Raw genomic sequence first — 18353 nt, 5'->3', positions numbered from 1 at the left:
CCTAGGGTCGTACTCGTGCGCCCCACCCCCGGACACAACTTCGAAGCCCCGATCGGCTACCTGAACACCGCCAGCATCGGAATCCCGCCCACCTTCGCGGCCGATGCCCTCACGGACTCCATCACCCGCTGGCGAACCGGCGCCGACACCGCCCCAGACTTTGACGCACAGGTCACTCGCGCCCGAGCAGGCTTCGCCGCCCTGGTAGGCGTCCCACCCGGACAGGTCGCCAGCGGTGCCAGCGTCTCCCAACTGATCGCGCTGGTCGCAGGCAGCATCCCAGACGGCACTCGCGTCCTTACCCTGTCCGACGACTTCACCAGCGTGACATTTCCCTTTGCCGCCCAAGCGCATCGCGGCATCACAGTCACCGAGGTCGACCCTGACAAGCTCCTGTCCACTGTGGAGCAGTTCGACCTGGTCGCGGTCAGCCTCGTGCAGTCGTCCACTGGCTCCGTGCTTGACGCCGACGCACTCCGCGAGGCGACCAGTGCCGCGGGCGTCCCGGTGCTGCTCGACGTCAGCCAAGCGGCCGGATGGATGCCGCTCTCGCTTGGCTGGGCCGACTGGGTCGTCGGTGCCGCCTACAAATGGCTGCTGTCACCCCGTGGCGCGGCCTGGCTCGCTGTCCGGCCGGACGCGCTCGAGCGCACGCTTCCGCTCGCCGCCAACTGGTACGCGGGAGAAGACCCGTGGGCCTCGATCTACGGTCTGCCGCTTCGGTTGGCGAACGATGCTCGACGCCTTGACCTGTCACCGGCGTGGTTCGCGCAAGTGGGTGCGGCGGCAGCGATTCCGTGGCTGGCGGGGTTGGACTTGGGGGCGATTCGCGACCACTGCGTGGGGCTGGTCGACGCTGTGCGCAGGGAACTTGGGCTTCAGGGGAATGGGTCAGCGATCACCTCTCTTGAACTGACCACAGAACAGGTCAGGCGCCTGCGGGCCGCGGGGGTTCGGTTCAGCATGCGGGCAGGTAGAGCACGCTTGTCGTTCCATCTCTACAACACCGCCGCGGACGTCGACCTTGTGTTGGGCGCCCTCACGTAGCCCTGGCGCTCGACGTGATGGCGTCCAAGCGTCTTTCGATGCCGGACAGAGCAGGCGTGAGGCTGCCGTCGGGGAATGTGCGACGGCCGGGAGTGTGGCCCTGGCGTGGCAGGGGGATGGAGCTGGCGACGTTGACGGCCGAGGTGCGGGCGGCTGCCGTGTGAGTCTGCCGGTGGTTGGGCGGGGACACCGAGGTGCTGGCTGGGCGGTGCGTGCTGGCGAGGTGGCGATGTGAGTGGCGGGGGCGCATGCGGGCAACCGACCAGCTCGGGATCCGACGTGATGTGTTCTGCCGCAACGAACTGAGTTGGCGGCTGCACAAGGTGATCAGTGCCTCGGCACGGCGTTCGGACTTCGGGGTCGGGGCTGTACCGGTCGGGGTGGGCAGGACGGTGTTCAGCGCCTCCTGCAGGGTCGCGCCGCCAGACTGATCCAGTCGGCCGTGCAGGGTGACCGTGCCGTCCTCGTGGGTTCGGATGGCCAGCCGACCGTGGCCTGACTGGTCTGCCGCGGTGCCGCGCCGGACAGGGGTGTGTTCCTGGCGGACCTGTCTGACGTGCTGGCGAAAGCGGGCCGCGTCGAGGGCTTGGGCTGTGGCCAGGAGGTCTGACTGGACTTCGGTGAACGCGGTGGCGCCGATTCCGACGCGGGTGCGGGCGAGCAGGCTGACATGTGGGTAGGGGAGTTGGCCGTCGGTGAACAATGCGGTCACCTTGGGCAGCTCGCGGAGTTGCCGGGCGACGCAAACCCGTTGGGACGCTTCGGATCCGGTCATGTGCAATTCGCGGACCAGCCAGGATCGCATCGAGGTGTGCCGGTCGAGTTTGTAGTCGCCGCGCGCGTCGGCTTCGCCGATGGTCCGGCTGAACTCGGCCTGGAGCTTGGTGAGGTTCCGCCATTGGTCGCGGAGGCGTTTCCGCAGGTCGTTGGACATGTCATCGACGCTAGGCGGGGGGACTGACATTTTTCGAGCTGGGGAGTGGTCGGGTTTGTGGGAATCACCCGGGACGGTGAACGTTGAGGTGGTGGCTATCGGTTGCCCGGGGTCGACCACAATGGTGGGGGACATGCTCGTGCGCCGTGTCGCCGTTGTCGTTGCCCTTGTCAGTGCTCTTGTTCCGGTCGGATCCGCGCAGTCACAGCAACAACCTGTCGAACTTGTCGAGGCGCGGACCGAGTACACCTCGACGTTTGCCAATCCGGATGGCTCCCGCACGTTGATGCTGCACACCGGGCCGGTGCACGTGCGGGACGGTGGCGGCTGGCGACCGGTTGATCTCACGTTGCGGATGGTCGCGAGCGGCCGGGTCGAGCCTGTTGCCCATCCTCGGGCGTTGAGTCTCGGTGGGGCGGGAAGCACGGAGTTGGCGCGGCTGGTGGACGGGTCCGCCCGGATCAGTCGGCAGTGGCCGACGCCGTTGCCCGCGCCGTTGCTGGCGGGTAATCGTGCGACCTATCCGGGGGCGCGGCCTGGGCAGGACCTGGTGGTGACGGTGACTCGCAATGGGTTCACGCAGCGGTTGGTGCCCAGCGGTGGTGGAGCAGGGGCACCGATGGCTGAGAACGGGGTTGACTGGAGTAGTGGGTCGGATCTTGTGGCTGAGCCGGTGGGTGTGTCGCTGGGGCCCGTGCTCGACACCTACGTGCAGAGCAACATCCTGACCGCGCCGATGGGGGATCAGCCGGACGTTCGGGTTGGGACATTCGACGGGGCGATCGTCGCGCGGTCGTTTCTCAGCTGGCAGTTGTCGGGGTTGCGGGGGAAGCAGGTTCGGCGGGCTGAGTTGAAGCTGTGGAACTGGCATTCGTGGTCTTGTCAGCCGAGGGGCTGGCAGGTGTGGGAGACCGGGGTGGCTGACGGGAAGACCGCCTGGAGCCTGCAGCCGGCGTGGTTGCGACTGGTGGCTGGGTCGACCAGGACGCTGGGGTACTCGGCGAACTGTCCGGACGGCACGGTCGGGGTGGAGTTGACCGGGCTGGTGCGGGAGTGGGCTGGTGGCGGAGCCGCGTTGGGTGGGCTGGGGTTGCGGGCTGAGGACGAGGCCGATGTGTTCGCGTGGAAGAAGTGGTCGGCCAGCGAAGGTGGCGAGGGGCATCCGCCGCGGCTGGAAGTGACCTACCAGGAGGGATAATCACAATTGACCACTCGGTTCGTGGTCCTGGCCGGATGCGATTACGGTGAGAGATCGTGTCGGAGCATCTTTCATCCGGACCGGTGAGGGAACTGTCGGATCCCTGGCGTGGGAGTGGTACCTCGCAGTTGCCGGCTGTGTCCATCGGGGTGGACGAGGGTCACCCGGTCGCGGGGGAGCCCTCGCTGGTCGAGCGGCCGGTGGTCAACTACGCGGTCAAGGGCTTGGGACTGGTGGGGGTGGCCATCCTGTCCGGGTTGTTGTGGGTCGCCTTCCAGCCTTCGCTGGTGGTGGGCACGCCGACGACTCCGGCGGGGGTTCCGGCCTATCAGTTCCAGGCGCACGCCGAGCATCGGGACACCGACTGCCGGAAGCGGGCCTACGGGGCCGTCGCCGAGTTCCTGTCGAGTTCGTCGTGTCAGCAGGTGGTGCGTTCGCTGCACACCACGAGCACCGCGGACGGGGCGAAGGTGGTCGTGTCCATCTCGGTGGTGCGGATGGCGGACAGCAAGACCGCTGCTGAGCTGAACCAACTGGCCTCGCGGGACAAGACCGGCAACATCACCGATCTGCTCCGTGACGGCTACACCGTGCCGGATGGGCCGCGGAAATTGACCGGGGCTGGCTATGCCTCCACTGTCACCGGGTCCGTGGTCACCATTGTCGAGTCTGACTTCTTCACCGAGGGGCGGTCGGACCTGGATCTGCTCAAGGCGATCAGCACCGACGCGTTGCGGTTCGGCGCGATCATGAGCTGAGCGCCTGGAGGGCTGGCCCCGGCTACGTTGGCGGCGAGTTCAGGTCGCGTCGAGTTGCGTGGACATCGCGTTGTGTGGACTGAACTGGGCAGGTCGTGGGGCTGGGGGAGGCAGGACAAGACCGGGCGGACTGTGTCGGTTGGACTGGTCTTGCGTGCGCCTTTCACACACATCCCGGAGTCGCGTCATCGGCTGCGAGTGCGGGCGCGGCGGCTGGTTCGCGCAGCGCCTGGTCGGCGGCGGGTTGGACGACCAGGCGGGCGTTTACCGGCCTGCCGGGTGCCCGGCAGGCCGTGTGTCAGGGTGCTCCGTCGGTGGTCAGGGCTGGCCGGGGAACGGCACTGTGAGCGGCGTCGCGCCCCCTGCCTTGCGCCACCGGGTCGCACGGACCGCGGCCGCGGTCAAGGCGTCCAGGCTGGATCTGCGCAGGTTGGCGTCTGCGGTGCGTTCCAGCACCGCGCGCCAGGCGGCCGTGGCGTCGGTTTCCGCGGTGACCAGGAGGGTGATCGCCGTTGGCTGGTCGGTTACCGGCTGTGGTGCGGCGTAGCCGGGCTCGGCGGCGACCGGCGTGGCGCCCGCGTCGCGGAGCAGGCGTTCGGTGCTGTCGCGGCGGGCCCGGTGCAGGGTGGCGCCTTCGCGGAGTGCGTTCTGCAGTGAGTCCTTCACGAACGCCGTGGCCAGGCCGTATGCCCAGTCCGCGGCGTGTTCGGCGGCCAGTGCGCGTTGCACGGCGGCCATGGCTTCGGGCTCCATCGTGGTGGTCGTGCCGCTGGGCTGGGGCGAGGTCATGCCAGCACCTCCCGCAGGCTCGCGCAGCAGGCGGCGACCGAGCCGACCAGGCCAGCGCGGTACATCGGCAGGCCCGCGACCAGGCCGGCGGCCTCCTTCTCCGCGGCGGCCACGGCCTCGCGCAGCGCGGTCAGCGCGGCGGTCTGCTGACCGAGGACCGGCGGCGGGGCGGGATTGCCGGTCGGCGCGCCCGACGCCGAGGTCGAGGGGCGGGCGGGGCGGACCCGGTCGATCTCCTTCTGCAGGGCGTCGGCGTGCTGCTGACGGTCACCGGCGACGGCCCCGGCCTGGGCGGCCAGGCCCTGGTGCGCGGTCGCGGTGGCCTTGGCCAGGGCGATGTCCGTCCTGGCCCGGCTGAGCAGCGCCTCCAGGGGATCGGCTTGCTCAGGGGCCGGTTCGGGAGTGCACGCGCCGGCCAGCGGCAGCGTCGTCACGGCGAGTGCGCCGGCGACGAGCACCCGGCGGCGGCCGATACGCGGGAGGACGGTGGTCACACCGAGTCATCCTGCCAGGCCGCCCGGCGGGCCCGTCGAACCGCACAGTCGGCGACTCAACCGAACGAGCGGTGATCGTCGGGACCCGGGCACCTCCTCCGACGAGATACGCTGAGCAACCTCGGCCGGTGAAGTGCAGCACCGGACGCGGGACGGCCCTTGCCATCTGCGGGCGCCGTCGCAACCCCCTGCACCGCAGACAAGGAGTGACCACGTGTCCAGCGCGCCGCGCGACGAGCTCGTCGCCCAGCTCGAACCTCTAGTGCGGGAGACCGTGCACCAGGAGGGTTTCGAGCTGGAGGAGCTCGACATCCGGCAGGCGGGACGGCGTCGGCTGGTCAGGGTGGTCGTCGACTCCGACGACGGCATCGGACTGGACGAGATCGCCAAGGTGTCCCGCTCGGTGTCGGCCACTCTCGACGCCAACGACGCGATCCTGGCCAGCGCCTACACCCTCGAGGTCACCTCGCCGGGCATCGACCGGCCGCTCACCCACCCCCGCCACTGGCGGCGCAACCGGCTCCGGCTGGTGAAGGTGCGGCCGCTCGAGGGCGCCGAGTACATCGGCCGGGTCGGCCCGGCCGACGAGCACGAGACCGGCGGCGTGGTGCTGCTGGTGAACGACGAGTTGCGCACGGTCGCCTACCGCGAGATGGCCAAGGCCATCGTCGAGGTGGAGTTCCGCCAGCCGCCCGCCGAAGAACTGATCAAGCTGGACCGTTGCCAGGGCACGGACGGATCGAAGGAGGAGTCGAAGTGAACGTCGATATCGCCGCACTCCGGGCAATCGAACGGGACAAGGACATCCCCTTCGAGACTGTCCTGGACGCCATCGAGACCGCGCTGCTCACCGCGTACAAGCACACCGAGGGCCACGCCCCGCACGCCAGGGTCGACATCGACCGCAAGTCCGGCCTGGTGCGGGTGCTGGCGCAGGACCTCGCGCACGACGGGGCCATCGCCCAGGAGTGGGACGACACCCCGGAGGGCTTCGGCCGGATCGCGGCGACCACCGCACGCCAGGTCATCCTGCAGCGGCTGCGGGACGCCGAGCACGAGAAGACCTTCGGCGAGTTCGCGGCCAAGGAGAACGAGCTGGTCGCCGGGGTGGTGCAGCGCGACGCGCGGGCCAACTCCCGCGGCATGGTCGTGGTGCAGATCGGCGACACCGAGGGCGTGCTGCCCCCGGCCGAGCAGGTGCCCGGCGAGGACTACCAGCACGGCAACCGGATCAAGTGCTACGTGGTCGGCGTCTCCCGCGGCATGCGTGGCCCGCAGATCACCCTCTCCCGCACCCACCCGCACCTGGTGCGGCGGTTGTTCGCGCTGGAGGTCCCGGAGATCGCCGACGGCACCGTCGAGATCGCCGCGGTCGCCCGTGAGGCCGGTCACCGTTCCAAGATCGCGGTGCGCTCCACCGTGCCAGGGGTCAACGCCAAGGGCGCGTGCATCGGGCCGATGGGCGCCCGGGTGCGCAACGTGATGAGCGAGCTGTTCGGCGAGAAGATCGACATCGTCGACTACTCCGAGGAGCCCGCCACCTTCGTCGGCAACGCGCTCTCGCCGGCCAAGGTCGTCACAGTGCACGTGGTCGACGAGCGGGCGAAGACCGCCAGGGTGATCGTGCCGGACTTCCAGCTCTCGCTGGCCATTGGCAAGGAAGGTCAGAACGCCAGACTGGCCGCCAGGCTCACCGGCTGGCGGATCGACATCCGCAGTGACGCGGACCCCGCTGGACCTGGGGCGGGAGCGGCGGCGGCGGGCGCTACGGCATCCGGTTCGGCTGACTGAGCTGGAAGCGTTAGACTCTAACTTGGCGCAACGCTGGGGAGCGGTTTTCGTGCACGAAGGTCCGGTACGGACGTGTGTCGGATGCCGGTCTCGGGCGTTGGCCACTGAGCTGCTGCGATTGGTGGTCGAGGACGATTCGCTCGTTCTCGATCTTCGCCGTAGGTTGCCCGGTAGGGGGGCCTGGTTGCACCCCGATCCGGAATGCCTGCGCCTGGCCGAGCGGCGTCGGGCGTTCCCGCGAGCGTTGCGCGTTCCGGGACCGCTGGACGCGGTGCTGGTCAGGGATCACCTCGACCAGCGAGCTTGAGAATCTTCACCGATGCGAGGACCTCTCGCGTCATGTCCGGAACAAGGAAGCAGGTCGACCCGTCATGAGTCAGCCGTGAAGCTGAAGCCATGAGCGCGTTTCGACGGTAGGCGAGGTCGAGCGGGACTGCCGCTTGGCCTCCAGATAAGGAGACCAGTGCCAGGCAAGGCCCGCGTGCACGAGCTCGCCAAGGAGCTCGGAGTCACCAGCAAGGAAGTACTGAACAAGCTCAAGGAGCTTGGCGAGTTCGTCAAGTCCGCGTCGTCCACCGTGGAAGCCCCCGTCGCCCGCAGGCTCCGGGACTCCCTGGGCGCCACCGACTCCCCGAAGCGCTCCGCTCCGCGACCCGCGCCGCCCGCTTCCCGTCCGTCGCCGACCGACGCGAAGCCCCAGCCCGCCGGCGAGCAGGCCCGCCCGTCCGCGCCGGTCCCCGGCCCGGCCGCGATGCCGGGTCGTCCCGGTCCGGGCCCCAAGCCCGGCCCGCGCCCGCCGGCCCCCAAGCCGGTCGAGCAGGCTCCGGCCCCCGCGGCGGCGGCCGCACCGGCGGCGGCTCCCGCCCCGTCGGCCCCCAAGCCCCCGCAGCCCAAGCCGGCCCCCAAGGTCGAGCAGCCGCGGGTGGAACAGCCCAAGGTCGAGCAGCCGAAGGCCGACGCGCCCCGGGCCGAGCAGCCCAAGGCCGACCGGCCCGCCGGGACTCGTCCCGGCCCCGGCCCACGTCCCGGCCCCAAGCCCGCGCCGGACGCCGGCGTCGTGCCGCCGAAGCCGCAGTCCCCGAAGCCCGGTCCGCGCGCGCCGCGTCCCGGCAACAACCCGTTCGGTGTCGGCGCCGGTGCGCCGCCCGCACGTCCTTCCGGCCCGCGTCCCGGCACGCCGGGCGCCATGCCGCCCCGGCCGAGCGACTCGCGGCCCGGCGACGGGCGTCCTTCGCCCGCGCCGCGCGGTGACCGGCCCGCACCGGGCAGCGGTGGCCCGCGCCCGACCCCGGGCAACATGCCGCCTCGGCCCAACCCGGGCATGATGCCGCCCCGGCCGGCTCGTCCGGCTGGTCCCGGCGGCGGTGGCCGTGGTGGCCAGGGTGGTCCCGGCGGTGGCCGTGGCGGCCCCGGTGGCGGCGCTGGCCGTCCCGGTGGTGCCGGCGGTGCCGGTGGCGGCTTCCGCGGCGGTCCCGGCGGTGGCGGCGGCGGTGCCGGTCGTCCCGGTGGTGGCGGCGGTGGCGGTGGCTTCCGTGGTGGCCCCGGTGGTGGCGGTGGCGGCGGCGGTTTCCGCGGCGGTCCCGGTGGCGCCCCTGGTGGCGCGCCCGCCGGTGGTGGCGGTGGCTTCCGCGGTCGTCCGGGTGGTCCCGGTGGCCGTGGCGGTGCCGCGGGTGCCTTCGGCCGTCCCGGTGGCCCGGCTCGCCGTGGTCGCAAGTCCAAGCGCCAGAAGCGCCAGGAATTCGACAACATGCAGGCCCCGTCCATCGGCGGCGTGCGGCTGCCGAAGGGCAGCGGCGAGGTCATCCGACTTCCCCGCGGCGCCTCGCTGACGGACTTCGCCGAGAAGATCGGCGCCAACCCGGCCGCGCTGGTGCAGGTGCTCTTCCACCTCGGTGAGATGGTCACCGCGACCCAGTCCGTCTCCGACGAGGTGCTCGAGCTCCTCGGCTCGGAGATGAACTACCAGGTCCAGGTCGTCAGCCCGGAGGAAGAGGACCGCGAGCTGCTGTCCTCCTTCGCGATCACCTACGGCGAGAACGCCGGTGACGAGGAAGACCTCGTCATCCGTCCGCCGGTGGTGACCGTCATGGGTCACGTCGACCACGGTAAGACCCGACTGCTGGACACGATCCGCAAGACCAACGTCCACGAGGGCGAGGCCGGCGGCATCACCCAGCACATCGGCGCCTACCAGGTGATGACGCAGCTGGACGGCAACGAGCGACTCATCACCTTCATCGACACCCCCGGTCACGAGGCGTTCACCGCCATGCGTGCCCGTGGTGCGAACTCCACCGACATCGCGGTGATCGTGGTCGCCGCCGACGACGGTGTGATGCCGCAGACGGTGGAGGCGATCAACCACGCCCAGGCGGCCAACGCGCCGATCGTGGTCGCGGTGAACAAGATCGACAAGGAGGGGGCCAACCCCGACAAGATCCGCCAGCAGCTCACCGAATACGGGCTGGTCGCCGAGGAGTACGGCGGCGAGACCATGTTCGTGGACATCTCCGCGCGGCAGGGCATCAACATCGACGGCCTGCTCGAGGCGATCCTGCTGACCGCGGACGCCTCGCTGGACCTGCGGGCCAACCCGGCCATGGAGGCCCAGGGTGTCGCGATCGAGGCGCACCTCGACCGCGGCCGCGGTCCGGTGGCCACGGTCCTGGTCCAGCGCGGCACGCTGCGCGTGGGTGACTCGATCGTCGCCGGTGACGCCTACGGCCGAGTCCGCCGCATGGTGGACGAGCACAACGAGGACGTCACCGAGGCGACCCCGTCGCGTCCGGTGCTGGTCATCGGTCTGACCTCGGTGCCGGGTGCGGGTGACACCTTCCTGGTGGTCGACGAGGACCGCGTCGCCCGGCAGATCGCCGAGCGTCGCCAGGCCCGGATCCGCAACGCGCAGAACGCGGCGAAGCGGAAGCGGATCAGCCTGGAGGACCTGGACTCCGCGCTGAAGGAGACCAACCAGCTCAACCTGATCATCAAGGGCGACAACTCCGGTACCGTCGAGGCACTGGAAGCCGCCCTGATGAAGATCGAGGTTGGCGACGACGTCCAGCTGCACGTGGTGCACCGCGGCGTCGGTGGCGTCACCGAGAGCGACATCAACCTCGCCACCGCGGAGAACACCATCGTCCTGGGCTTCAACGTCCGGGCCGAGGGTCGCGCCACCGAACTGGCCAACCGCGAGGGCGTGGAGATCCGGTACTACACCGTGATCTACCAGGCGATCGACGAGATCGAGCAGGCCCTCAAGGGCATGCTCAAGCCGGAGTACGAAGAGGTCCAGCTCGGCCGCGCCGAGATCCGCGACGTCTTCAAGTCCTCCAAGGTCGGCACCATCGCGGGTTGCATGGTGCTCTCCGGTGAGATCAAGCGGAACACCAAGGCCCGGCTCCTCCGCGACAACAACGTCATCGCGGAGAACCTGCCGATCTCGACGCTGCGCCGGTTCAAGGACGACGTCACCGAGGTCCGCGAGGGCTTCGAGTGTGGTCTGACGCTCGGCAACTACTCCGATCTCAAGGTCGAGGACATCATCGAGACCTACGAGATGCGGGAGAAGCCGCGCAACTGAGGTTGTGGCGGGCCCGGACCGACCCCAGGTCGGTCCGGGCCCGTGCCCATCGACTTACCCACTGGTGATGCCATTTGTACGTCGGGTCGCTGGAACTCGACATCCTGCTCGGCGACGTGCATTCGCTGAAGCAGAAGCGATCGCTGGTCCGCCCGGTGATCGCGGAGATCCGCCGCAAGTTCGAGGTGTCCGCCGCTGAGGCCGGACATCTGGACCTGCATCGCCGTGCCCTCGTCGGGGTGGCCGTGGTGGCCGCGGACGCGGGGCACATCCGGGAAGTGCTCGACGCCTGTGAGCGGATGGTCGCCGGGCGCCCCGAGCTGGAGCTGCTGTCGGCGCGCCGGCGCGTGCACGGACCGGACGACGACGAGTAACAAGACAGGCAAGACCCGAGAAAGGGAGTGAGCGCCGTGGCCGACCAGGCCCGCGCCCGCAGGCTGGCCAAGCGGATCGCCCAGATCGTGGCCTCCGCGATCGAGCACCAGATCAAGGATCCGCGACTGGCGAAGGTGACCATCACCGACGCCAAGGTGACCGGAGACCTGCGCGACGCCACCGTGTACTACACCGTCCTCGGCGACACCGTGGACGCACCGCCGGACCTCGCCGGAGCGGCGGCCGCCCTGGCCAGCGCGACCGGAGTGCTCCGGTCGCTGGTGGGGCAGGGCACCGGGGTGCGGTTCACCCCGACGCTGGCCTTCATCGCCGACACCGTGCCGGACACCGCACGGCAGATGGACGAGCTGCTGGCCAAGGCCAGGGAAGCCGACGCCGAGGTCGCGCGCATCGCCTCCGGGGCCAGCCCCGCCGGCGAGGCCGACCCGTACCGCGCACCGCGGGAGGCGGAGGAGGACGAAGCCGAAGGTGTGGCTGAGGCGACCGCCGCCGAGCCGGCCGACGGTGAGCTTCGCCACCGCTGAACAGCCCGGATATCGCCGGAAGGCATGGACGTGACCTGGGGTTGTGGGCGAGGCTGACCCCTTGAGGTCAGCTACAACAGCAGGATTGTCGCGGAGGTGAGCGCCCTGGCCGGCGAACGTGGAGCGGTGGCCCCACTCGAGCTCGAGGTGGCGGCGGCCGCCCGGCTGCTGGCCGAGGCCACCGACGTCACCCTGCTCGGACATGTCAACCCGGACGCCGACGCCCTGGGCAGCGCCCTGGCCCTCGGTCTTGCCCTGCATCGCCTGGGCAAGACTGTCCGGGTGTCCTTCTCCACCCCGGACCGCGCGCCGGACGCGTTGGTCGCGCTGGACACCGAGCAGCTGCTGGTCCCGCCCTCGCAGGTGCCCGAGTCGCCGCCGGTGCTGGTCGCCATGGACACCGGCAGCCTCGCCCGCCTCGGCTGGCTGGGCGAACGGGTGCCGAAGATCATCGCCGCAGGCGGCCAGGTCGTGGTCATCGACCATCACGCCTCCAACACCCGCTACGGCACCCACCACATCGTCGACGACCGAGCCGAGTCCACCACCGTCCTGGTCCTGCGCCTCCTGGACGAAATGGGCATCACCCCGGACCCCGACATCGCCCGCTGCCTGTACGCCGGCCTGGTGACCGACACCAGCTCATTCCGCCGCGCCCGCCCCCACACCCACGAACTGGCCGCCCGCCTGCTCGCGGCGGGCGTGGACGCCGAAGCGACCGCCCGCCCGCTGATGGACAACCACCCCTTCGCCTGGCTGGGCATGCTCTCGACGGTCCTGGGCGGCGCCCGGCTGGAGCCCGACGGCGCCCGCGGCTTCGGCCTGGTGCACGCGGCGGTGCGGTTGCGCGATGTGGCCGGCCTGCGCAGCGAGGACGTGGACAGCGTCGTCGACGTGGTGCGCAGCACCGCGGAAGCCGAGGTGGCGGTCGTGTTCAAGGAGATCGGCGACCAGGAGTGGTCGCTGTCGATGCGTGCGGTCGGCCGGGTCAACGTGGGTGCGGCGGCACAGGCGTTGGGCGGTGGCGGGCACCGGCTGGCGGCCGGTTGCACGATGCGCGGCGCGTTGGACGAGGTGCTCGACGAGGTGCGTGCGGCACTGAACGCGGCCCCACTGCTATAGCCGGGCTGCTGTAGCCGGACCAGCTACGACCAGGTCAGCGGCGGCCAGATCAGGGGCGAACAGGTCCAGGTTGCGGCCGAGGCGAATGCGGTGCGTCGCGGTGCGGGAGAGGATCGGGTTGCCGCTGCCGCTGTGGCTCGTGAGTCGAGTGCGAGAACGCCACGGCGGGGCACAGCATGCGGTGTGCGGGCGCGGGCGGCGCCCTGCTTGGCGCGATTGGCTGGCCGGAATCTGATCGGCGGGATAGCTCGCTGACTTGGCGCCGGTGAGATGTCAGCGCTGCTCAGGTGCGCTGTCGGGCGCGGAACGCGGCCACGTGGACCCGATTCGCGCAGCGCGCCGAGCAGAAGCGCTTGGCGCGATTCGTCGAAGTGTCGACGAAGTACGTGGCGCAGTCCTGGGCGGCGCAATGCCCCCAGCGATCCAGGCCGTGGCGGACGACTGCCTGGGCCAGGCCCCAGGCCGCGGCGGCGGCTATCTCCTGGGCGGGTGGGGCGTCGGGTTCGGCTACGTGGATGTGCCAGTTGGGGGTTTCGCCGCTGCTGTGGCCGGACAGGCGGGGGCGCGGCGGGTGGGTGGTCAGGAGGGTGTTCACCGTGGTCAGGACGGCGTCCGCGTTGTCGTTGACGGCGGCGTCCAGGGCCTGGCGGAGGGTGGTGGCGACGGTGCGGAGGGCGGCCAGGTCCGCTTCGGTGGTGCGGTCGGCCCACCATGGCTCGTCGTGCAGGGCGGCGCGGAGGTCGGCCAGGTCGGCCAGGCTCGCGTTGGCGAGGCGGAGGGCCACGTCGAGGTAATCGGCGTTGTCCATTGTCGGTCCTTACGTCTACGCTGCCATGCGTCAGGGGTCAAATAGCTAACAGCACCTTACCGGGAGGTTGCCGTGGACCAGGTGCCATTGCGGCGGGTGCTCTCGTTGGCGCTGCCCGCGCTGCTGGTACTCGCCGCGGAACCGCTGTACCTCCTGGTCGACACGGCGGTGGTCGGGCGGCTTGGCGCGGTGCCGTTGGCCGCGCTCGCGGTGGGTGGCGTGGTGCTCGCGCAGGTCTCCACGCAGCTGACCTTCCTCTCCTACGGGACCACCGCCCGAGCCGCCCGGTTGCACGGGGCGGGGCGGCGAGAGGACGTGGTCGCCGAGGGGGTGCAGGCGACCTGGCTGGCGTTGTTGCTGGGTGCGGGGCTGGTGCTGGTCGGGCAGGTGTTCGCGGGGCCGGTTGCGCGACTGCTCGCGGGGGAGGGGGCGGTCGCGGACTCCGCGGTCTCCTGGTTGCGGATCGCGTTGTTCGGGGCGCCGTTGATCCTGGTCACGATGTCCGGCAACGGGTGGATGCGCGGGGTGCAGGAGACCGCGCGGCCGATGCGGTACGTGCTGTTCGGCAACGCCCTCTCCGCCGTGATCTGCCCGGTGTTCGTGCACGGGCTCGGCGGGTTCGACGGGTGGGGCCTGGAGGGCTCCGCGATCGCCAACGTGCTCGCCCAGGCCATCTCGGCCGTGCTGTTCCTGCGGGCGCTGGCGGTGGAGCGGGTGCCGTTGCGACCGCACTGGCGGGGCATGCTCGCGCAGCTCGGACTGGGGCGTGACCTGGTGTTGCGCAGCCTGGCCTTCCAGGCGTGTTTCGTCTCCGCGGCGGCGGTGGCGGCGCGGACCTCGGCGGCGACCGCGGCGGCGCACCAGGTGGTGTTGCAGCTGTGGACGTTCCTGGCGTTGGTGCTGGACTCGCTGGCCATCGCGGCGCAATCGTTGGTCGGGGCCGAGCTGGGTGCGGGGCGGGCGGAGCGGGCGAAGGCGCTGGCGAGGCAGATGATCCGCTACGGGCTGGTGTTCGGGATCGCGCTCGGGGTGATGTTCGCGGCCTTGTCGGGGGTGCTGCCTGGGGTGTTCACGCCGGATGCCGGGGTGCTCGCCGAGGTGCCGCACGCGTGGTGGTTCTTCGTGGCGTTGCAGCCGGTGGCGGGCGTGGTGTTCGCGCTGGACGGGGTGCTGCTCGGGGCGGGGGACGCGGCGTTCCTGCGGACCGCGACCCTGCTGTCGGCGGCGCTGGGTTTCCTGCCGTTGGTGTGGGCGTCGATGGTCTTCGGCTGGGGACTGCTCGGAATCTGGACCGGGCTCAGCGCGTTCATGGTGCTGCGGCTCGCCGCGGTGTTGTGGCGGGCGGGCAGCGGGCGCTGGGCGGTGGTGGGCGCCGTGCGGGACTGACGAGTCGCTGACCCGCGGCGGGGCCGCGCGGGGCTGGTTCGCGCAGGCGTGTGGGCCAGAGCACGTCTCGGGTTGATAACGCTTACGGGTGATCATCCGATGTCTAAGGTGGGCCAGCGTCGGCCGCACCCTTTCCGACTTCTATCTCACTGTTCTCCGCTGTTCCTTGGAGGGTTTCCTTGTCGGCCGAGCGTGCCCGCCGTCAGGCGTGGCTGGTCTGGTCCATCGCGGTAATCGTTTACGTGGCTGCGGTCTTCCACCGCACCTCGCTCGGGGTCGCCGGACCCCAGGCCGCCGAGCGCTTCGGCGTCGGGCCGGCCGCGCTCGGTGTCTTCACCGTGCTGCAGATCGGCGTCTACGCCGCCATGCAGATCCCCACCGGCCTGCTGGTCGACCGGTTCGGGCCGCGGCGGGTGCTCACCGCGGCCGCGCTGCTCATCGGCGCCGGACAGATGCTGTTCGCGCTCGCCGACTCCTACCCGCTCGCGCTCTCCGCCCGCGCCGTGCTCGGCTGCGGTGACGCGATGACCTGGGTCAGCCTGCTCCGCCTGATCGCCGGGCACTTCCCCGCGCGCAAGTACGCCGTGGTCGTCTCGATCTCCGCCGCGCTCGGCGGCGCCGGCAACCTGGCCTCGACCATGCCGCTGACCATGCTGCTGGACAACGTCGGCTGGACCCTGACCTTCCTCATCGGCGGCGGCCTGACCACCGCCTACGCCGCGCTGGCCGGCACCAGGCTGCGTGATGTGCCCGAGGGCGCGCCCGTCCCGGCCGCCGACCCGGTGCCGCTGCGCTCGGTCGGTCGCTCGGTGGCCGCGGCCTGGCGGATCCCCGGCACCCGGCTCGGCTTCTGGGTGCACTTCTCCACCATGTTCGCCCCGGCCGTGCTCGGCCTGCTCTGGGGCTTCCCCTACCTGACCGAGGCGCAGGGGCTGAGCCCGCACGTGGCCAGCGCGATGCTCGGCGTGCTGGTGATCGGCGCGATCGTCGGTGGGCCGCTGTTCGGCGCGCTCATCGGCCGCCGTCCCGAACTGCGCATGCCGCTGGTCGTCGGCTTCCTCGCCGCGGCCGTGCTGACCTGGGTGGTGCTGCTGGGCTGGCCCGGCGGGCAACCGCCGATCGCGCTGGTGGTGATCGCGCTGGTGGTGCTCTCGCTGGGCGGACCGGCCTCCACGGTCGCCTTCGCGCTGGCCCGCGACTACAACTCGCTGCGCACCGTCGGCACGGCGACCGGGCTGGTCAACGTGGGTGGCTTCAGCGCGACCACGATCGCCGCGCTCAGCGTCGGGCTGCTGCTGGAGGTGGCCGCGCCACTGGGTTCGGCGGTCAAGTTCCAGGTCGCGTTGTCGGCGATCCTGCTGGTGCTGCTCTTCGGCACCTGGCGGACCGCGGTGTGGTGGCGACGCGCTCGCGCGGTCGTGCTCGCCGCCGCGGCCAGGGGCGAGGAAGTGCCGGTCCAGCTGCGTGCGCGACGCTGGGACGACCTCGCCGCCGTGCCCGTGCCCGCCGCTGCCTAGGATCGCGCCTCGTGACCCGAGCTGAACGCGCCTCACGTCCCCCCGTGCCACCCGGTCTCGTCGTGGTGGACAAGCCGAGCGGGATGACCTCCCACGACGTCGTCGCGCGGGTGCGCCGGATCATGGGCACCCGCAAGGTCGGACATGCCGGCACGCTGGACCCGATGGCCACCGGCGTGCTCGTGCTCGGCATCGAACGCGCCACCAAACTGCTCGGCCACCTCGCCCTGGACACCAAGGCCTACCTGGCCTGCATCCGCCTCGGCTCCGCCACCACCACCGACGACGCCGAGGGCGAGGTGACCTCCGCCGCCGACGCCGGCACGGTCTCCGAGGACGCGGTGCGCGCGGAGATCGCCAAGCTCACCGGCGACATCCTGCAGGTGCCCAGTTCGGTCAGCGCGGTCAAGATCGACGGCCAGCGGGCCTACGCCCGGGTGCGTGCCGGCGAGGAGGTCGTGCTGGACGCGCGGCCGGTCACCGTGGCCCGCTTCGACCTGCTCAACCTGCGCCGCGAGGGCGAGTTCACCGACCTGGACGTGCTGGTCGAGTGCTCCTCCGGCACCTACGTGCGCGCGCTGGCCCGCGACATCGGCCGCGAACTCGGGGTCGGCGGCCACCTCAACGCGCTGCGCCGCACCCGGGTCGGCCCGTTCGGCCTGGCCACGGCGCGGACGCTGGAGAAGCTGGAAGAGGAGCCGCAGCTCAGCCTTGACCTGGACGCCGCGGTCGCCGCCGCCTTCCCACGCCGCGACGTCGACGCCAGCGCGGCCTCCGCGCTCGCGCACGGCGGCGCGCTGCCCGCGGCCGGCATCGACGGCACCTACGGGGTGTTCGCGCCCTCCGGGAAGGTGATCGCGCTCGCCAAGGACAACGCGGGCCGGGCCAAGCCGCTCGTGGTGCTCGCGCCGTCCGGCTGAGGCTCGCCCAGTCCGGCTGACGATCACCGAGCCACGTAGGCTCGCCTCGTGCAACGCTGGCGCGGACTGGACAACCTGCCCGGAGGCTGGGGACGCTGTGTGCTGACCGTCGGGGTCTTCGACGGAGTGCACCGCGGTCACCAGCAACTCATCGCCCGAGCCGTGGAACTGGCCAAGGAACGCGGCCTGCCGAGCGTGGTGATGACCTTCGACCCGCACCCGTCCGAGGTGGTCCGGGCCGGGAGTCATCCGGCCCAGCTGACCAACCTCGCGCGGCGGGCCGACCTGGTCGAGCAGCTCGGCGTGGACGTGTTCTGCGTGCTGCCGTTCAGCCCGGACATCTCCCGGGTGCCTGCGGATGAGTTCGTGCACGAACTGCTGGTCGAGCGGCTGCACGTGGCCGCGGTGGTGGTCGGGGAGAACTTCCGCTTCGGCCACCGCGCGGCCGGGGACGTCGAACTGCTGCGCTCGCTGGGCGCGCGGTTCGGGTTCGTCGCCGAGGGCGTGCGGTTGCTCGCCGAGGACTCGGTCACCTTCTCCTCCACCTACATCCGGGCCTGCATCGACGCCGGTGACGTCGACGCCGCGGCCGCCGCGCTGGGCCGGCCGCATCGGCTGGAGGGCATCGTGGTGCGCGGTGACCAGCGTGGTCGGCTGCTCGGTTTCCCGACCGCCAACCTCTCCAGTCAACTGCATTCCGCGGTGCCTGCCGACGGCGTGTACGCGGGGCGGCTGGTGCACGTGGGCCACATCAGCCACGGCGTGCCCGGACAGGTCCGCTCGCTGCCCGCGGCCATCTCGGTGGGCACCAATCCGACCTTCTCCGGGCGGGAGCGCCGGGTGGAGGCATACGTGCTCGACATCAACGAGGACCTCTACGGCGAACGCGTCGCGCTGGACTTCGTGCACCGGCTGCGTGCCACCGAGCGCTACGACAACGTCGACGCGCTCATCGCGCAGATGCACCTGGACGTCGCGGAGACGCGGAAGCTGCTCACGAACGAGTGAACCCACCGCGGGTGCACTTGCGAACGCCTCGGCGGTTCGTGCCGGTCCCGGCCGTCCGACCTGGCAGGATTCAAGCCG

Annotated in this window: 18 protein-coding genes; 14 read left to right on the top strand and 4 right to left on the bottom strand. The window is 71.1% G+C overall.

The window, feature by feature from the left end; translation table 11 throughout:
- The first annotated feature begins 15 nt into the window (after positions 1-15).
- Positions 16-1047 carry an aminotransferase class V-fold PLP-dependent enzyme gene (locus HNR67_RS40365; protein WP_185008838.1) on the top strand — a complete coding sequence of 344 codons (1032 nt, stop codon included), beginning with the start codon at positions 16-18 and terminating at the stop codon, positions 1045-1047.
- Here the strand turns inward: HNR67_RS40365 and HNR67_RS40360 are convergent.
- A complete protein-coding gene (locus HNR67_RS40360) occupies positions 1040-1981 on the bottom strand; it encodes a DUF222 domain-containing protein (RefSeq protein ID WP_185008836.1) in 942 nt (313 codons plus the stop codon). The genes HNR67_RS40365 and HNR67_RS40360 overlap by 8 nt on opposite strands.
- A 133-nt stretch (positions 1982-2114) precedes the next feature.
- Here HNR67_RS40360 and HNR67_RS40355 point away from each other — a divergent pair, with 133 nt between their 5' ends.
- Both HNR67_RS40355 and HNR67_RS40350 read left to right on the top strand, forming a co-directional pair.
- A complete protein-coding gene (locus tag HNR67_RS40355; protein ID WP_185008834.1) occupies positions 2115-3179 on the top strand; it encodes a DNRLRE domain-containing protein in 1065 nt (354 codons plus the stop codon).
- A 137-nt stretch (positions 3180-3316) separates the two neighbouring features.
- A complete protein-coding gene (locus HNR67_RS40350; RefSeq protein ID WP_185008832.1) occupies positions 3317-3937 on the top strand; it encodes a hypothetical protein in 621 nt (206 codons plus the stop codon).
- Positions 3938-4255: 318 nt separating this feature from the next.
- Here HNR67_RS40350 and HNR67_RS40345 read toward each other — a convergent pair whose 3' ends face one another.
- Entirely contained in the window at positions 4256-4726 is a 471-nt protein-coding gene (locus HNR67_RS40345) for a ferritin-like domain-containing protein (RefSeq protein ID WP_246492702.1), read from the bottom strand.
- Complete coding sequence (locus HNR67_RS40340) at positions 4723-5220, bottom strand: hypothetical protein (RefSeq protein ID WP_312989209.1); 498 nt, start codon at positions 5218-5220, stop codon at positions 4723-4725. The genes HNR67_RS40345 and HNR67_RS40340 overlap by 4 nt, the downstream gene beginning before the upstream one ends.
- Positions 5221-5434: 214 nt before the next feature.
- On the opposite strand from HNR67_RS40340, the gene rimP reads away from it, so the two are divergent.
- From rimP to HNR67_RS40305, 7 genes are all read left to right on the top strand, one after another.
- Positions 5435-5980: a ribosome maturation factor RimP gene (rimP, locus tag HNR67_RS40335; RefSeq protein WP_185008830.1), complete on the top strand. Its 546-nt coding sequence runs from the start codon at positions 5435-5437 to the stop codon at positions 5978-5980.
- Positions 5977-7011: a transcription termination factor NusA gene (nusA, locus tag HNR67_RS40330; protein WP_185008828.1), complete on the top strand. Its 1035-nt coding sequence runs from the start codon at positions 5977-5979 to the stop codon at positions 7009-7011. The genes rimP and nusA overlap by 4 nt, the downstream gene beginning before the upstream one ends.
- Positions 6938-7318: a YlxR family protein gene (locus HNR67_RS46560; RefSeq protein ID WP_312989207.1), complete on the top strand. Its 381-nt coding sequence runs from the start codon at positions 6938-6940 to the stop codon at positions 7316-7318. The genes nusA and HNR67_RS46560 overlap by 74 nt, the downstream gene beginning before the upstream one ends.
- Before the next feature lie 156 nt (positions 7319-7474).
- A complete protein-coding gene (gene infB / locus HNR67_RS40320) occupies positions 7475-10594 on the top strand; it encodes a translation initiation factor IF-2 (RefSeq protein ID WP_185008825.1) in 3120 nt (1039 codons plus the stop codon).
- Positions 10595-10668: 74 nt separating this feature from the next.
- Positions 10669-10968, top strand: coding sequence for a DUF503 domain-containing protein (locus HNR67_RS40315; RefSeq protein WP_185008823.1), 300 nt, complete (start codon positions 10669-10671; stop codon positions 10966-10968).
- A 36-nt stretch (positions 10969-11004) separates the two neighbouring features.
- Positions 11005-11514, top strand: coding sequence for a 30S ribosome-binding factor RbfA (rbfA, locus tag HNR67_RS40310; RefSeq protein ID WP_185008821.1), 510 nt, complete (start codon positions 11005-11007; stop codon positions 11512-11514).
- 126 nt (positions 11515-11640) lie between these two features.
- Positions 11641-12636 carry a DHH family phosphoesterase gene (locus HNR67_RS40305; RefSeq protein WP_312989205.1) on the top strand — a complete coding sequence of 332 codons (996 nt, stop codon included), beginning with the start codon at positions 11641-11643 and terminating at the stop codon, positions 12634-12636.
- Between the two features lie 283 nt (positions 12637-12919).
- On the opposite strand, the gene HNR67_RS40300 is transcribed toward HNR67_RS40305, so the two are convergent.
- A complete protein-coding gene (locus tag HNR67_RS40300; protein ID WP_185008819.1) occupies positions 12920-13444 on the bottom strand; it encodes a CGNR zinc finger domain-containing protein in 525 nt (174 codons plus the stop codon).
- Positions 13445-13516: 72 nt separating this feature from the next.
- Here HNR67_RS40300 and HNR67_RS40295 point away from each other — a divergent pair, with 72 nt between their 5' ends.
- The 4 genes from HNR67_RS40295 to HNR67_RS40280 all read left to right on the top strand — a co-directional run bounded on the left by HNR67_RS40295 (position 13517) and on the right by HNR67_RS40280 (position 18275).
- Complete coding sequence (locus HNR67_RS40295; RefSeq protein WP_185008817.1) at positions 13517-14830, top strand: MATE family efflux transporter; 1314 nt, start codon at positions 13517-13519, stop codon at positions 14828-14830.
- Between the two features lie 179 nt (positions 14831-15009).
- Complete coding sequence (locus HNR67_RS40290; RefSeq protein ID WP_185008815.1) at positions 15010-16347, top strand: MFS transporter; 1338 nt, start codon at positions 15010-15012, stop codon at positions 16345-16347.
- Positions 16348-16358: 11 nt separating this feature from the next.
- Positions 16359-17267 carry a tRNA pseudouridine(55) synthase TruB gene (gene truB / locus HNR67_RS40285; RefSeq protein ID WP_185008813.1) on the top strand — a complete coding sequence of 303 codons (909 nt, stop codon included), beginning with the start codon at positions 16359-16361 and terminating at the stop codon, positions 17265-17267.
- Positions 17268-17315: 48 nt separating this feature from the next.
- Positions 17316-18275, top strand: coding sequence for a bifunctional riboflavin kinase/FAD synthetase (locus HNR67_RS40280; RefSeq protein ID WP_185008811.1), 960 nt, complete (start codon positions 17316-17318; stop codon positions 18273-18275).
- The last annotated feature ends 78 nt before the right edge of the window (positions 18276-18353 follow it).

Origin of the sequence: Crossiella cryophila (assembly GCF_014204915.1) — a bacterium.
Lineage (GTDB): Bacteria > Actinomycetota > Actinomycetes > Mycobacteriales > Pseudonocardiaceae > Crossiella > Crossiella cryophila.
The sequence above is the reverse complement of the archived record's forward strand: the minus strand, read 5'-3'. Positions and strand labels throughout refer to the sequence as shown.